Genomic DNA, 15,940 nt, shown 5'->3' with positions numbered 1-15,940 from the left:
ACCAGAAGAGATCCATGGCGCTTACCGCGACCACATCGCTCGGCCGTGCGCCGTCCCAGATTGTCGGCGGCTGGGAGGCGGGGCTCCTCGCCCTGCTTTTGCTGCTGTATCTCGGCGGCGCTTTCGTCAATCCCGCGTTCTTCGGGTCAACGGGGGCGTTTCACTCGCTCCTCCGCGACACGTCGCGGGTTGCCATCATCGCGGTCGGAGTGACCTTCGTCATAGTCAACAAGGATCTCGATCTTTCGGTCGGTTCCACTTACGGCCTGGTCGCCGTCGTCTTCGCCAGGCTGTTCGCTCCGAACTTTCTCGATCTCGACGTCGTCACGTCGGTGACCCTCTGCGTCCTCCTCGGAATGCTGATCGGTCTCGTCAACGGTGTGCTCGTCACCATCCTGAAGGTCCCCGCCTTCATCGCCACGCTGACGATCCTCTTCATCGGCCGGGGGTTCGTGCTCGCGCTCACCCACGGCCAGGCGATCTACTATCCCGCCAAGGCGGCCGGCTATCCGCTGTTTTTTCACCTGGGCGAAACCAATCTCTTCGGTTTCAACAACCAGATCGCGATCTTCGCCCTTGTCGCCGCGATCGGCGCCTACGTGCTCGCCAAGACGCGCTGGGGCTACGAGACCTTCGCCACCGGCGGCAACGAGCAGGCGGCGTCCTATGCCGGCATACCGACGAACTGGGTACGCATCCGCGCCTATCTGATCTCCTCGCTTTGCGCCGCCCTCGCCGGGCTGATGTCGGCGGCCCAGGACAAGGGCGTGACCCCGCTCTACGGCATCAGCCTCGAGCTGATCGTCATCGCCGCGGTGATCATCGGCGGCGCCTCGATCCTTGGCGGCCGCGGCCGGGTCGCCGGATCCTGCCTTGGCGCCCTGCTGGTCGTGCTGCTCGACAAGGTGTTGCGCGAGGGTTGGCCGATCACGCGCATAATCAAGATCGGCGATGAGGAAATAGCCGTCAACGCGGTCTACTCGCTGCCGGTAGGCGCGGTTCCGGTCTTCCTTGGACTGCTCCTCGTCATCGCCGTGCTTATCGAGCCCTATCTCATCCGCCGCCAGGTCGCGGCGCGTCTTTGGGCATGGCTCCGCGGCAGGCCGCCGCCCCCCGCCTACGAGATCGGCGGCGTCGCGATCGAGGGCGTCCAGACCAAGGGGGCAATGGCGACCGACATGGCGCTCTCGGCGGCCGGTTTCGGCAAGTTTCTCGCCCGGCGCGACGCGCTCGCCATCATCCTGACGGTGGTGCTGTGGCTGACAGGCTTCGCTCTCAGGCCCGACTACTGGTGGAACCTGTCCAACAGCTTCGCGATCCTGCTCAACTACACCGAATTGGCGCTGATCACGATCGGGCTCACCTATGTCATTGCCGCCGGCGATATCGATCTTTCCGTCGGGGCGGTGCTCGCGCTCGCCGGCAGCACCGCGGCTTATTTCCTGAAAGTCCTCGGCGCCGACCCTCTCACCGCAGTTACGATGGGCCTGCTCGCAGGAATGGCCGCCGGCCTCGTCAACGCCGTCGTCACAGTCGGGTTCAAGCTGCCGGCCTTCATCGTCACGCTTGGCATGTTCTACATCGCGCGCGGCCTGGCCGCCTGGTTCGTTGCCGGCCAGCAGCTTACCGGCTGGCCGGAGGGCTACAATCTGCTTGGCCGCAAGGTGAACGACATCCTGCTCTACTACCGCATCTCGCCGCCGGATGGGCTGTTCCGCACGGTTGCCCAGGTGGTGAGCGTGCAAACCATCTGGATGCTCGTCGTCGCGCTCCTAGCCGGCATCGTCCTCGCCTACACGCCGTTCGGGCAGAAGGTGTACGCGACGGGCGGCAATGTCCGCGCCGCCGCCTATGCCGGCATCAACACCAACCGGGTCCGCTTCGTCGCGCTCATGCTGGCGGCTCTCTGCGCGACCATGGCCGGAATCATCAACGTCGCCTATTTCCGCAGCTTTAATCCGGTCGCCGGCCAGTTCCGCGAGCTCGACGCCATCGCCTCCGTGATCATCGGCGGCGGGTCGATCTTCGGCGGCCATGGCACCATCATCGGCGCGCTCGCGGGCGCGGCGGTGATCACTCTGGTCCGCTCGCTCCTGCAGCTCAACGTCCAGGGCTTCAGCATGCCGCAGCACTGGATCAACGTCTTCATCGGCGGCATCCTCATCGTCGCGGTGCTGATCGACATATGGGTGCGCCAGGCCAACATTTTCGGCCGCTTGCGGACCCGCTTCACAAGAGGCGCACGAACACCGGAAACTAAGCATGCCTGACGCGAAACATCCCGAGCCGATCGTGGAAATGCGCGGCATCGAAAAGGCCTTCGGTGCGGTGCAGGCGCTCCGTAATGTCGATCTCGTGCTCTACCCCGGCGAGATCCTTGGCCTGGTCGGCGACAACTCGGCCGGCAAGTCGACGCTCATGAAGATCCTGACCGGCGCCTATCAGCGCGACGCTGGAGAAATCTTCGTTGCCGGCAAGCCGGTTCACTTCAAGAGCCCGCATGAGAGCCGCGACGCCGGCATCGAGATGATCTACCAGGATTTTGCGCTCTGCGGGAACATGGATGTCGGCCAGAACATCTTTCTTGGCCGCTGGCCGCTCAGGGGCCTCTTCGTCGATCGGAAGAAGATGTACGCGCAAGCCGACAGCGTGCTGAAGCGGCTCAAGGTCGACGTGAACTCCGTCTATCAGAAAGTCGAGAGCCTGTCGGGCGGGCGCCAGCAATCGGTGGCGATCGCCCGCGCGATCTCGTTCGAGCCGCGCGTGGTGATCCTCGACGAGCCGACCGCCAATCTCTCGGTGATGGCGACCGAGCGCCTGCTCGAAACCATGCTTGAGCTGAAGAAGCAGGGTGTTGCCCAGATCATCATCTCGCACCGCCTGGTCGACATCTTCGCCGTGGGCGACCGCGTCATGGTTCTCAAGCGCGGCGAGAACGTCGGCGACCGCTACGTCAAGAGCACCGACGAGCACGAGGTCCTGGAGATCATCGTCTCAGGCACGCGGGAGCACGCGCTTACCGCCGATGAAGCAAGGTCGATTTGACCTGTCAGGGGGCTTTTCCAGACGCGGCGCGATTTTGCAACCAAGGTGTGCCGCCGTCCCGACCCCATTTGTCAGCAACCAACGGTGCGGGCGACAAGTGAAGGGGCACAAAACCCCAATCGACGCCACGTGTTATGACGGCTGGCATCCTAGCCTGGCATTTCATCCCGTCTTGCAGGGCGGTTCGCCTTTGAAATCTCTTGCCAGGCAGCCGTATTTGTCAAACACCTGGCCCGTATCTCTCGCGGCTTTGGCCGCTCCGCAGCTTGCGAGCGTCAATGCAGTCAACACGATCAGTATAATTTTCATAGCGAGCGAGGGCCGGCTGGCATCGACCCGGCGAGGCGGCAACCCCGCCGGGTCGGACGGAATCAGTAACCGCCGCCGTAGTAGCGCTCGTCACAAGGGGCGGTGTAGACGCTGCCGTCGGCCGCCCGGTAACGACAAAGTTCCTCGCCGCGACGCTTTGGCGTTGTCGCGGTTCCGATCGCAGCTCCAAGAAGCGCTCCGCCTGCGGCACCGACGACCGTGCTCTTTGTGTTGCCGCCTATGGCCTGGCCGGCGAGCGCGCCGGCGCCCGCACCCAACAACGCGCCCGTCCCGGCACGCTGCTGTTGTTCGCTCGTTGCGCAACCGGCGAGCGCCATCGCCACGAGGGCTGCTGCGGCAACGGTGATCTTTCGAAACTCCATCGTTCATTCCTCTCCAACATAAGCCCCACCGCTGCCCTGCGGGCTCAATAGGGCGGAAAAATGATCATCAGTCTCTCGGACTTGGCACGCGGGACTCTTTGCGCGCCGGACGCCATGCGCGCCCGGCATACGAATATGGAGTAGCGAGGCGCAGCGCCTACTTCACCGCCCCAGCCGTCATGCCCTTGATCAGATAGCGCTCCAGCACCACGCCGATGATGATGAGGGGCAGGATCGCGGCGAAGGAGAGTGCGGCCATCGACCACCAGTTGATGCCCTGGCTGCCCGTCTGCGAAGCGACCATGACCGGCAGCGTGTTTGCGTGGGTCGACGTGAGCAGGGCAGCGAAGAAATACTCGTTCCAGGTCAGCACGAGGCTCAGGATGAAGGCCGCCACCATGCCGGGCAGCGCGATCGGCAGTATTATCTGGAAGAACGCGCCCCATATGGACAGGCCGTCGACCAGCGCCGCCTCTTCCAGCTCGGTCGGAATCGACTCGAACTGGTCGCGCATGATCCAGATCACGATCGGCAGCACGGTCAGCGTGTAAAGGAGAATAAGCCCGATCCGCGTGTCGAGGAGGGCGAGTTCCCGGTAGAGCACGAGGAATGGCAGGGCCAGCACCACCGGAGGCAGAATGAGCTGCGAGAGGAAGAAGAAGGAGATGTCGGAGTTCCTCATGAAGAGGAAGCGGTAGGAAAAGCGGGACAGGCCGTAGGCCGCCAGGGAGCCGAGGATCACGGCGATCGTCGAGGAAGAGAGCGCCGCGATGGTCGAGTTGAAGAAGCGTTTCAGGAACTCGCTGCGAACGGTGCTCTCTGCGCCGATCGTCTCGGGTGAAAGACCAAGCGATCGCCAGCCGAGCCAAGCCGGCGTGTAGTCTACCCAGGGCACCAGCGCGCCCTGCATGACGTTCGGCGCCATTTTGAAGCTGGTCGTCGCAGTCCAATAGATCGGGAACAGGCACACGGCCGCCCAGGCGAGCAGAAGCGTGTAGACCAGCGTCTTGCCGGCGAACCGCCCGGCCTGGAACGACAGGTCGCTCTCGCTGTCGCGGAAGACGGGCTTGTTCATGTCCGTGGCCTCGCGAAGCGTTCGGCGAGTTTCATCAGGACCGTCATCGCAATGATGATGATGACCAAATAGACCATTGCCAGCAGTGTGCCGTAGCCGACGTTCGAGCGGTCGCGATACTCCCGGAAGATGAACGAGGTAACCGTGTCGGTTGCCCCGCCGGGACCTCCGGAGGTTATGTTGATGACGATATCGGCAAGCTTCAGCTTGAAGATGATGCGTATCAGGATAGCGGTAACCGAAACCGGCAGCATCAACGGGAAGGTGACTTCCCAGAAGCTCTTCCATGGCCCGGCGCCATCGACGCGCGCCGCCTCCGTCAGTTCCTTCGGGATTGCCTGCAGGCCGGCGAGGATCATGATCATCATGAACGGAATGAAGGTCCAGGCATCGAGCAGCATGATGGTGAATTTCGCGATTTCCGGCGAGCCGAAGAAGGACGGGTTGTCCCAGCCCAGCCATCGCGCGAATCGCGCGATCGGGCCGAAGCGCAGCTCCAGCATCGACTTGCCGATCATCCAGCTCACGGCGACCGGCGAAAGCATCAGTGGAAGGAGAAATGCCACGCGGAAGAACTTGCGCGCCCGAATCTCGGCGTTGAGCAGGAGCGCAAGGCCGAAGGCGACCGCGTATTCCACCAGGATCGCTAAAGAATACCAGACCATATTCCCTAGCGCGTTCCAGTAGAACGGATCGCTCCACATCTGCCGAACATTGTCGAGACCGTTGAATTGCCGTCCGAGCGGTGAGGACAGGTTCCAGTCCGAGAAGGCGATGACCAGGCCGAACAGCAGCGGGAACACTGTCAACGACACGACGAAAAGCGCGGCCGGAAGCACGAAGAGCGTGCGCTTGCCATGTTCGCCCCGGATCAGCACCTGGCTCCAGCACAGGCAGATGGCCCAGAGGATGTAAGCGTAGAGCGTAGGCCGCCACGTCTGAAAGCCGAAATCCGCGAAGCCGGTCCGCTGCGCGGTCTGCGCGGCGGCGACCACTGCAAGCAGAAAGGCCGCCCCCCAGACGATCGCATGGCCGAAGCGCCGCCGCGCGGCTGATATGTCGTCGGCGGCGACGACGTGGAGGAGATCACGCTGGTTCATGTTCACACGTTGGTCGGATGGCAGGTTGCGCGCAGGCGGTCCTGCGCTCCGGCGTGGGACATCCCCGTCACCCTGCCGGAAGGATGGGGTGCGCGGGTGCGCACCCCCTTTTCGTCCTACATGCCGAGCGAGGCTTTGTAGAGCTTTATCTGGTTCTCTCGCCCGATCTGGTCTGTGATCTTTTCCCAGGCGGCGGCGATGGCGTCTGCCGTCTCCTGTGCGGAGGCGTATTGGCCGTTGATGCCTTTCACCAGTTCGTCCTCGGCGATCGAGTAATACTGGAAGATACCAGGGATGCGCGGCTCGATCGCTGCGTTCGGGTGATTGTAGCTATCGAGGTTCGAGCCCAAATAGTCCTCGACGAAAGCGCGGTCATAGCCGGCCGCCTCCCACTCCTCATACTGGAAGTGCGAGTTGCGATAGGGCTGGAAGCCCGACGGATAGGCGGCCGTCCACAGCGAAAGATCTTTGCCGCCAAGATGCGCCGCGGCGGACCAGGCCGCCTTGCGCTTCTTCTCGTCGCTCGAGACGCGGCTTGTGACGTAAACGCCCCAGCCGATATACGCCATGTTCGGAGCGAAGTTCTCCTTCTCCTCCCAGGCGGCGGTCTTGGAGTTGTAGACGCGCTTGGCGCCCGGATTGATCGAGAATCCAACCACATCGCCGACCACGGACGTGTCTGAGGTCCGTGCGTTCGAGCCGACGTCGCCCCACCACGTAAGCGCCGCGCCGGTGCCGCCGAGGAACTGCGAGAATGCGGTGGCGTTGGGATCGGCGTTGAGCTGATCGGGTGGATAGGCGTTGGCCTTGACCAGATCGAGTACGTCCTGGATCGCCTGCACCCAGGCCGGGTTGTTCACGCGCGGCTTCATGGTGTCAGGATCGAACAACCAGGCCGGATCTTCGGGATGCTTGGCATAGGCCGCGGCGCGGTCCTCGAGGAAGTAGAAGCCGAAACCGCCCCACTGGTATTTCAACGGATCGAGGAAGCCGTAGGCCGGCGTTCCAGTCAACGGGTCGTTCTTGCCGGCCAGGGCCGCGGCCAGCTTATTGATGTCTTCCCAATGCGTCGGCACTTCGGCGAGCCCGCTGATCGAGCCATCGCCAAAATAGTCCTTGCGGTATGCGAAGGTGTGGCAGTCGCCGTCGATGGTGATCCGGTAGGTCTTGCCGTCCCAGGTTCCGACCGGGGCTTTCAGATAGTTGACGAGGTCGTCCGCCTCGATCTGCGTCTTTACCCAGTCGGGCATCTCGTCGAGCAGACCCTTGCTGGCGGTATCGCCCTCGAACGGCGCGCCCATCTCGATGATGTCGAAATCGACCGTGCCGGTGGCGATGGCCTGCTGCAAGCGCGGGTTGTAGTCGGCCTGGGCAAGGTCGATCCAGTTGATCTTGGCGCCCGTATAGGCCTCCCACGGCTTCAGGAAGCCGCGGAACAGGAGGTTGTGCAGGTTCTGGTTGTTGAGACCCATGAAGGCAAGTTCGACACCGGCAAATTCGCCTTCCTTCACATTCGCCTTCGTCGCGCCAAGGCAAAGTTCGCCGACCTTTTGCCAGTCGGCATCCGTCGGCGAACCCTTGCCGACGCCCGGTATTTGCAGGATTTGCGCGCGCAAATTGTCTTGCGCCGACGCCTGGCGCGTCAGCGCGCCGAGCGCTCCCGTCGATGCGGCTGCGAGCGCGGCAACGCTCGCCGCGCCCTTGAGCACATCGCGGCGGGTCTTTCCGGCGCGCACCAGTTGTTCGTATATACCTACCTTCATGTCGTCGTTCCTCCCAGAACATGATTAGGGCAATGCAGCGAATTGATTCCCCGACACCGATCCGTCCGTTCCACCCGGTCGAAAACCGGCCAATCGATTGAATTACGTGCCGTTTCCGTCGGCGGTCGAGAATACCAAGACGTTAGAAAGCGGCTGACACTATGGATGAAGTCGGACCGGAGTCAACGCGACAGGCGAATTGGTCCTGCCGCGATTTGTGCTGTGGACTTGACCGGTCCTGTTGACTAGCTTCTGGCCAAAGAGACGCTGGGGGGAAGATGGCACAAGTTGCAATCCGCGATGTATCGAAGGCGTTCGGGGCGGTGCAAATCCTGCACGGCGTGAGCGTCGACATAGCGGATGGCGAGTTTGTCGTACTGGTCGGCCCGTCCGGCTGCGGCAAGTCAACCCTGCTCAGGATGGTCGCCGGCCTGGAGGCCGTGACCGGCGGAGCGATCGTCATCGGCGACCGCATGGTGAACCATCTGCCGCCGGCCAAGCGCGACATCGCAATGGTGTTCCAGAACTACGCACTTTATCCGCACAAGACGGTGGCGCAGAATATGGCCTTCGCGCTGAAACTGCGCGGCGCCGATCCGGCTGTCATCGCCGAGCGCGTCCGCAGGGCCGCGGAGATCCTCGACCTCGGCCCCTATCTCGACCGCTACCCCCGCCAGTTGTCCGGCGGCCAGCGCCAGCGCGTCGCGATGGGCCGCGCCATCGTGCGCGACCCGAAGGTTTTCCTGTTCGACGAACCGCTGTCCAATCTCGACGCCAAGCTTCGCGTGCAGATGCGCGCAGAGATCAAGGAACTGCACCAGCGCCTGAAGACGACGACGATCTACGTCACCCACGACCAGATCGAGGCGATGACGATGGCCGACAAGATCGTCGTCATGCAGGCCGGGCGGATCGAGCAGATGGGCGCGCCGCTCGAACTCTTCGACCGGCCGGCCAACGTGTTCGTGGCGGGTTTCATCGGCTCGCCATCGATGAACATGCTGAAGGGCAAGGTTGAGGGCGGGAACGTGATCGTCGACGGCGCGAGCTTGCCTTTTTCGGGCAGCCGCGCGGTTTCCGAAGGCCAGGAGGTCCTCTACGGCGTCCGGCCGGAGCATTTCGAAATTGCCGATGACGGCCTGCCGGCGCGAATCTCGGTGGTCGAGCCGACCGGCTCCGAAACCACGGTCGTCCTTCGCTTCGGCGAAAGCGAGATCGTCGCGCTGTTTCGGGAACGTCACGACTTCAAGCCGGGCGATACGCTTCACCTCAAGCCGCGCAAGGATCTGGTGCACCTGTTCGACCCGCAGAGCGGGCGGCGAATCTGAATGCGGCGGCCGCCGCCAAACCATCATGACCTCGGAGGGTCTAGCTGAATGCTGAAGGGTATCCATCCGCTCCTCAACGCCGACGTGCTGCAGGCCCTGCGCGCCATGGGACATGGCGACGACCTGATCATCGCCGATACCAACTTCCCGTCCGATTCAGTCGCCCGGCAAACGAGGCTCGGCAAGCTGCTCAGGATCGACAACACAACCGCGGCGCAGGCCGCAGCCGCGATCCTTTCGGTCTATCCGCTCGACAGCTTTGTCGAGGACGCCGCGGCGCGGATGGAGATCGTCGGCAAGCCGGACGAGATCCCGCCCGTTCAGAGGGAGGTCCAGAAGGCGATCGACGAGGCCGAGGGCAAATCCTGGCCGATGATCTCGATCGAGCGCTATGCATTCTATGAGCGCGCCAAGCAGGCCTATTGCGTCATCCAGACGGGCGAGCGGCGTTTCTACGGCTGCTTCGCCTTCCGCAAAGGCGTCATTCCGCCGGACGCCGGGTAAGTCCGATGGCCACGCAGAAGCCGGTCGTCATCCTCGGCGTCTTCGTCGCCGACACGGCCTACCGGGCGGCGCGGGCGCCGCGCATGGGAGAGACCATTCTCGGCTCGGATTTCAAGCTCGGGCCGGGCGGCAAGGGCTCGAACCAGGCGGTGGCCGCCGGAAGGCTTGGCGCGGACGTCACCTTCATCACGCGGCTCGGCCGCGACCCCTTCGCCGACATGGCGAGGGCGACCTGGAAAGAGGCGGACGTCAAAGCTGCCGTAATCGAAACGCCCGAAAGCTACACCGGAGCAGCCTACATTTTCGTCGAGGAGACGACGGGCAATAATGCAATTATCGTCTGCCCAGGCGCCGCCTCGCTGATCTCAATCGCCGACATCGACGCCAATGCGGATCTGATTCGCTCGTCCGGCGTCTTCGTCACGCAGCTGGAGCAGCCGATCGAGGCCGCCACGCATGCGCTCGAGATCGCCCGCGCGGCGGGCGCAACGACGATCCTCAATCCCGCACCCGCGGCAAGGCTGCCGGAACGGATTTTCGGCCTCGCCGACTACCTCACCCCGAACGAGACCGAGACCGAAGAACTGACCGGAGTAAAGGTCGAGACGGTCGAGGACGCGCGCCGCGCTGCCGACAGGCTGCTCGCCATGGGCGTCGGCACGGTCGTTGTCACGCTCGGCGAGAACGGCGCACTGCTGCATTCGGCCGGGCAGTCCGAACACATCCCTGCCTTCCCGGCCGGACCTGTCGTCGAGACGACGGGCGCCGGCGACGCGTTCAATGGCGGCCTGGCCGCTGCCTTGTCGCTAGGAGCCTCTCCTCCGGAAGCCGTGCGCTTTGCCTGCGCCGTCGCCGGCATTTCGGTAACGAAACCCGGCACGGCGCCCTCCATGCCCACGCTTGCCGAAGTCGAGGCGATGCTTCGAAAGAAAGGGTAGTTTCAGAGCGGCCGCATTGCTCCCGGTAAGGTCATTTAAGGCTACGGCGTGAGATCCGGCTAACGTCAGCCTTTCCAGGGCCATAGCTCAACTACGCTACGCGGCTTGGACTAGCGAAGTTGAGCGCAGGGATCGAGGAACAGCACCACGGCACCCGCCCAGGTGACGCCGGCGAACGATAGAGCCGTCAGCAGGCGCATAGCTGAGATCGAGAAGCGTCGATCGGTTTCTTCAGCCGCGTCGAAGCGTAGCAATCGCGCGACTTGGCGCGGTCGCCAAAAAACCAGCGCCAGCGTCGCCATCGATGTCACTGTCAACACGCCGACCAACGCCGTTATGACAAACGGAGCGACTACGATCATACCGTCCGCACGAAAAGCGCAGAGCGCCGACTGCGGGCCGTAGACGAGCAAAAGATGAGCGGCCCAGATAACCGGACCAATCAACAGATAAAAAATCCCCCCGGCGAGAGGACCTGCATCATTTCCTGCTTTCATTTCACTTCCCTCGGTTTCAGCCGACAAGCCTCGGAAAGCCATGAATGAGCGCCAACCCCAACAGCGATTGGACCACTGTGTAATGATAGAGCAGCGCGAGATTGTCGAAGGTGACGCGCCGTTCGCGATCGAGCTTGCCTGCCGCATGCCGCGCGATGGTGAAGAGCCCTATGATGACAAGCGCGAACGCCAACTGGCCGAACAGGAAGACCCCGAGATAGACCATGGCGCCGTATGCGTTTGCAGACGGCGACAGTCCGGTGCGCCAGTGCCCCGCAATCTCGATCGCAAGCGATCCCGCCAGGCATGCCAAGGCAAGAAAGATAGCTAGAGGAACCGCCACGCCGAATTTCCCTGCGGGCGGCAGCAGACGCCCGGCGGCAACGACGAACGTCGCGCCGGCGAGCAGCAGGAATGTGGAAGCGGCGGGCCAACTCAGTGCCGGAAGCGCGGGCGAGCCGGCCGGCGACCAGACCTCTGGCGATACCGTCCAGAGGAAGAGGTAGGAAAAGACGTAAGCGAGATAGAGCGAGGCCGCTACGAACATGAGAACAACCATCGCCCACCAGGAGTGCGACGTCGGTCCGGTCACATATGTGGGCAGGCTTATGCCGCCGCCGATGTCGATCGAACCTTTCGCCGGACCGACGTCGAGACTCCAGGTCCAGATGAGGCAGAAGGCAACCGCGATGACGCCGCAGACCGCCGCAACGATGACCAGCTTGATCGTCAGAAGCAGGAAGAACGCAGCGGTGAAGATCGCCGCCAGCAGCGGGGGCCATCCTGGTCCCGGCATCTGGATTATATATTGCGGACGGGCGTCGATGGGCGACGTCACGATCGTCTCGCGGCCACCAGTCGGGGCGTTCGGCAGGAAATAGCGGCCCTCCCTAACGTCTTCTGCGAGGTCCGGCTGGTCCCAGATGGGTTCTCGGCTGGTGACAAGCGGAATGCTGCGCGTCGAATATACGTCGTTCGGCAGCCATTCCAGCGTTCCAGCCCGCCACGGGTTTTCAGGGCCGCTTCCACCGGGGCGGAAGCGCAAGAGAAGGTCGAAGACGAAGAGGAACACACCGGCTCCCAGCATGTAGGCGCCGACGGTCGAGATCATGTTGAGTGTGTCCCAACCGAGTTCCGACGGATACGTCCAGACTCGCCGGGGCATGCCGAGTAGGCCGGTGAGATGCATCGGGAAGAACGCTATGTTGAAGCCGAGAAACATCAGCCAGAACACCCAGCGGCCGAGGCGTTCCGACAGCATGTTTTTGCTCACCATCGGCGTCCAATAGTAAAAGGTGGCGAACAGCGGAAAAACCATGCCGCCCACGAGCACGTAATGAAAATGGGCGACCACGAAATAGGTGTCGTGCACCTGGAAATCGAACGGCACCATGGCGACCATGACGCCGGTCAGTCCGCCTATGGTAAAGATGAACAAGAAGCCCAGTATGAACAGCGACGGTGTGGTGATGCGGAATCGCTCGCGTCCGGCGGCGATGGTGGCGATCCAGGCGAAGACCTGGATGCTTGAGGGAAGGGCCACCGCCATGCTTGCTGCCGAAAAGAAGGCGAGGCTGAGCGCAGGGATGCCGGTGGTGAACATGTGGTGGACCCACAGGCCGAAGCTGAAGAAGCCGGTTGCGATCAGGGCCACGACGATGAGGCGGTAGCCGATCAACGGCGTCTGCGCCATGGTCGGCACCATCATTGAAACCAGCCCGGCTGCGGGCAGGAAGATGATGTAGACCTCCGGATGTCCAAAGAACCAGAAAAGGTGCTGCCAAAGAAGCGAGTCGCCGCCGAACTCGGCCGTAAAGAACGGCCAACCGAAGGATCGTTCGATCTCCAGCATCATGGTTGCCAGTATCACGGCCGGAAAGGCGAACATGATCATCGAGGCGAAGATCAGCATCGACCAAGCAAAAATCGGCATCTTGGCGAGCGACATGCCGGGTGGGCGCGTCCGCAACGTCCCCACCACTATCTCGACTGCACCCGCGATAGCCGAAATCTCGATGAAGCCGATGCCCAGCAGCCAGAAATCGGCGTTGTCGCCCGGAGAGTATTCCTTGAGCGTGAGCGGCGGATACATGAACCAGCCGCCCGCGGGGGCGAGGTCGTAAAAGATAGTCGAAAAGAATACGAGCCCGCCAACAACATAGGCCCAAATGGCGAAGGCGCTGAGGCGCGGGAAAGGAAGGTCGCGCGCGGCCAGCATCTGCGGCAGCAGCATCACGCCAAGCGCTTCGACCGCAGGCACGGCGAAGAGGAACATCATCGTCGTTCCGTGGACCGTGAACATCTGGTTGTAGAGTTCCTGGCCGATGAAGTTGTTGTCGCCGACAGCGAGTTGCGTCCGCATCAGCAGCGCCAGAACGCCTGCCATGAGGAAGAACAGGAACGCCACGCCGATATAGAACAGCCCGATGACCGTGTTGTTGACGGCGGTGACGATCCGCCAGCCCTTGGGTGTCGCCCAGACGCGCTTCAGTTCCTCCAGTTCGCCCGGCGGCCGCGGTGTCGGATTGATCGCGGTGAAATCGACCATGATGGTCACCTCAGGCTTTCGAGATAAGCGGACAGTTGGGCAAGCTCCCGCTCGGTGTAGATCTCATAGGGCGGCATCATATTTTCGGGTTTGATGTGCTGATTGTCGCTTATCCAGCGGGCAAAGGCCTCGGCGTTGTTGGGAAGTGTCGCCGCAGCCAGTGAATGCCGGTTTCCGACATGAGTGAGGTCGGGTGCGATCGTGCCACTAGCGTTAGTGCCGCGCACAGTATGGCATGCACCGCAGCCGCTCCGCACGAACAGCGCGTGGCCTTGAATTTCTGCTTCGTCGGCGGGAACCGCTGCCGGTTGGCTTTCGCGCACCAGCCACGCCTCGAAATCGGCGGGCGGCATGGCGATAACGAAGAATGACATCAGTGCGTGGGCGCCGCCGCAATATTCAGCACACTGTCCTCGGCTGATGCCCGGCCCGCGAACGTTGAGCGTCAGTGTATTCGTGCGGCCTGGTATCATATCGAGCTTGCCTGCCAGCTTCGGCACCCAGAAACTGTGGATCACATCCGCGGACGTCAGCTCGACATGGACGGGCTGGTCGATGGGCACGCGCAACTCGTTGGCGCTCTCGATGCGGCGGCCGTCGCGAGCGGTATAGATGACGCGCCACCACCAGCGCTCGCCGACCACCGATATGCGAAGGCCGTCCTGCCCCTCGGCAGAACCTGCCATACCCATAATCATGACGCTGTAGCCAAGCAGAGCGGAAAGCGCTGCCGCGGGAAAGATAAGCCCCGCGCCGATGACAAGTCGCTCTCCAGCCAATCGCTGTCGCCATCGATGGCTTCCGAACAGCGCGATCATGGTGGCTATGGCGACACCGAGAAAAACAACCGAACAGAAGATGATGAGAATCCAGGAGAGCGTGTGGATGCGCTCGGCCTCTCCTCCGGCGGGGTTCAGAGCCGACTGCACGTCCACGCAGCCGGCGGCGATCAACAGAATGGGCAGCGTGGCGAAAATCTGGAGAGATCGGTTCCACATCACTCTGAACCCGGTGATGCCGAGGCCGCGTCATTCCGATAGGCTTCCGGTGGCAGTGATGCAAAGTAGGCCGCCACATCCAACATCTGTTCGTCGGTCAGTCGGCGGGCGATCGAAGCCATGATCTGGCCATATGCGGTGCGGTTACGCCCGCCGCTTTGCCAGACACGCAATTGACCGGCCAAATAATCGGCGTGCTGGCCGGCAAGCGCGGGAAACTCCGCTGCACGAGAGCGTGAATGACAGGCAAGGCAGCGAGGGATCGCGTTTTTTGGATCGCCTTCGGTGGCCAGCGCCCGCCCGCGCGCTATCCTCGCTGGGTCGATGACGTGCTGTCCCGGCTGGACATCGAGACTGGCGTAGTAGTCAGCAAATTTCGCAATTTCTCTGTCATCGAGATGAGTGGCGACGGGCTGCATGATCCCGCTCGGCCGCACGCGGGCGGCGTACTCTTTCAAAGCCCGCTCAAGGTATTCGATCGACTGCCCGCCGAGTTGGGGAACGAGAGTGCTGATGGTCGACACCGCCGCATCGTCATGACAGCGGATGCATTGGGTCAGGGTGACGGCCTCTGTTTGGTGTGTCGGCTCCGTCCCCGCGAGTGCCCCAGAAGGTACCCGGTCGAGGCCCGCCAATTGGCGGTAGTTGTCCATCTCGCCGCCTGCCAACTCCATCAGAAAGGCTGTGAGTGCCCAAACCTCATCGTCGCGGATGGGGGCGGGCCAGGCGGGCATGCCAGTGTATTTCAGGCCGTGCTTGACGATCCAATAGAGTTCTTCCGGGGGTTGCCCAGCAGCGACGTCGGCCAGATGCGGGGGCGACGGCAGCATCTGGCTGACGATCACGTTGATGGGTTCTCCGGGCCTGCTGTGGCAGGGAACGCATCCTCCCTCATAATGAGCGGCGCCCAGGCGGACCAAGTCGGGATCGTCGAGCGGAGGAGTTTCGATGAATGCGCTTTGCGTCGCGACCGACTGTTCGAGAACCTTTTCCAGAATCCATGTCGTCACCGAAAAATGGTCGCGCGACGCGGCTACATTGTACAAACCCGACCATATGAACGCGGCCCCGGCGGCGGCGACAAGAGTTAGGAGGACGGCTAGGGAAACGATCAGCCGGTTCAGTGCGAGTTTAGCCCACATGCCGCGCCTCTCGCACGGCAAGTGAAGGCACTTGGCGATCTGAGGTGTCGTCGGCGTCGAGGTCGAAGAACCATCGTGCGGCGATGACGATACCGGCCAGGACGTAGGTGGCCGGACAGGCTATAAGCATGAACAGGCCCGCGAGTTGCTGGTCGGCAAGCGCGTCCTCTATCTGATGCATCGCCCCTGGCGGGTGCACAATTGGGAGATCCGGGTAAAGGACTCTCGGCGCGAAAACCAGAAGAACACCAAGAAGACAAAACAGTTTGCTGGTGATGAGCAGCGCCAGAATGGCGCGCCAACGGTAGTC

At 62.6% G+C, this 15,940-nt stretch carries 14 protein-coding genes; 5 read left to right on the top strand and 9 right to left on the bottom strand.

The annotated features are described in order from the left end of the window. The first annotated feature begins 14 nt into the window (after nt 1-14). Nucleotides 15-2,270 (top strand): ABC transporter permease, encoded by a 2,256-nt coding sequence (locus tag G6N73_RS23930; protein ID WP_165032213.1) that lies wholly within the window; start codon nt 15-17, stop codon nt 2,268-2,270. After that, nucleotides 2,263-3,045 carry an ATP-binding cassette domain-containing protein gene (locus G6N73_RS23925; RefSeq protein ID WP_165032211.1) on the top strand — a complete coding sequence of 261 codons (783 nt, stop codon included), beginning with the start codon at nt 2,263-2,265 and terminating at the stop codon, nt 3,043-3,045. Before G6N73_RS23930 ends, G6N73_RS23925 begins: the two co-directional genes overlap by 8 nt. Before the next feature lie 371 nt (nt 3,046-3,416). Here G6N73_RS23925 and G6N73_RS23920 read toward each other — a convergent pair whose 3' ends face one another. The 4 genes from G6N73_RS23920 to G6N73_RS23905 form a co-directional block, all read right to left on the bottom strand. Further along, nucleotides 3,417-3,737: a glycine zipper domain-containing protein gene (locus tag G6N73_RS23920; protein WP_165032209.1), complete on the bottom strand. Its 321-nt coding sequence runs from the start codon at nt 3,735-3,737 to the stop codon at nt 3,417-3,419. A gap of 157 nt (nt 3,738-3,894) precedes the next feature. Continuing rightward, complete coding sequence (locus G6N73_RS23915; RefSeq protein ID WP_165032207.1) at nt 3,895-4,812, bottom strand: carbohydrate ABC transporter permease; 918 nt, start codon at nt 4,810-4,812, stop codon at nt 3,895-3,897. Further along, entirely contained in the window at nt 4,809-5,912 is a 1,104-nt protein-coding gene (locus tag G6N73_RS23910) for a carbohydrate ABC transporter permease (protein ID WP_206079055.1), read from the bottom strand. The genes G6N73_RS23915 and G6N73_RS23910 overlap by 4 nt, the downstream gene beginning before the upstream one ends. A gap of 116 nt (nt 5,913-6,028) precedes the next feature. Further along, the gene (locus tag G6N73_RS23905; RefSeq protein ID WP_165032203.1) at nt 6,029-7,675 is read right to left on the bottom strand and encodes an extracellular solute-binding protein; all 1,647 of its coding nucleotides are present in this window, start codon (nt 7,673-7,675) and stop codon (nt 6,029-6,031) included. 278 nt (nt 7,676-7,953) lie between these two features. Between G6N73_RS23905 and G6N73_RS23900 the strand changes: the two genes are divergently transcribed. From G6N73_RS23900 to rbsK, 3 genes are read left to right on the top strand one after another with little or no spacing between them, the layout of a single operon-like run. After that, entirely contained in the window at nt 7,954-9,003 is a 1,050-nt protein-coding gene (locus G6N73_RS23900; protein ID WP_165032201.1) for an ABC transporter ATP-binding protein, read from the top strand. Between the two features lie 48 nt (nt 9,004-9,051). Continuing rightward, nucleotides 9,052-9,507: an RbsD/FucU family protein gene (locus G6N73_RS23895; protein ID WP_165032199.1), complete on the top strand. Its 456-nt coding sequence runs from the start codon at nt 9,052-9,054 to the stop codon at nt 9,505-9,507. A gap of 5 nt (nt 9,508-9,512) precedes the next feature. Further along, the gene (rbsK, locus tag G6N73_RS23890; RefSeq protein WP_165032197.1) at nt 9,513-10,445 is read left to right on the top strand and encodes a ribokinase; all 933 of its coding nucleotides are present in this window, start codon (nt 9,513-9,515) and stop codon (nt 10,443-10,445) included. 110 nt (nt 10,446-10,555) lie between these two features. On the opposite strand, the gene G6N73_RS23885 is transcribed toward rbsK, so the two are convergent. From G6N73_RS23885 to G6N73_RS23865, 5 genes are all read right to left on the bottom strand, one after another. Then, entirely contained in the window at nt 10,556-10,942 is a 387-nt protein-coding gene (locus G6N73_RS23885) for a hypothetical protein (RefSeq protein ID WP_165032195.1), read from the bottom strand. A 16-nt stretch (nt 10,943-10,958) separates the two neighbouring features. Beyond that, nucleotides 10,959-13,490 carry a cytochrome c oxidase subunit I gene (gene ctaD, locus G6N73_RS23880; RefSeq protein WP_165032193.1) on the bottom strand — a complete coding sequence of 844 codons (2,532 nt, stop codon included), beginning with the start codon at nt 13,488-13,490 and terminating at the stop codon, nt 10,959-10,961. Between the two features lie 5 nt (nt 13,491-13,495). Then, a complete protein-coding gene (locus G6N73_RS23875) occupies nt 13,496-14,488 on the bottom strand; it encodes a cytochrome c oxidase subunit II (RefSeq protein WP_165032191.1) in 993 nt (330 codons plus the stop codon). Then, nucleotides 14,488-15,630: a c-type cytochrome gene (locus G6N73_RS23870; RefSeq protein WP_165032189.1), complete on the bottom strand. Its 1,143-nt coding sequence runs from the start codon at nt 15,628-15,630 to the stop codon at nt 14,488-14,490. Before G6N73_RS23870 ends, G6N73_RS23875 begins: the two co-directional genes overlap by 1 nt. Further along, on the bottom strand, nt 15,620-15,940 hold a 321-nt coding region (locus G6N73_RS23865; protein WP_206079054.1), incomplete at its 5' end, for a cytochrome c oxidase assembly protein. The genes G6N73_RS23865 and G6N73_RS23870, both read right to left, overlap by 11 nt.

This window comes from Allomesorhizobium camelthorni, assembly GCF_011045125.1.
GTDB classification, from domain to species: domain Bacteria; phylum Pseudomonadota; class Alphaproteobacteria; order Rhizobiales; family Rhizobiaceae; genus Allomesorhizobium; species Allomesorhizobium camelthorni.
The sequence above is the reverse complement of the archived record's forward strand: the minus strand, read 5'-3'. Positions and strand labels throughout refer to the sequence as shown.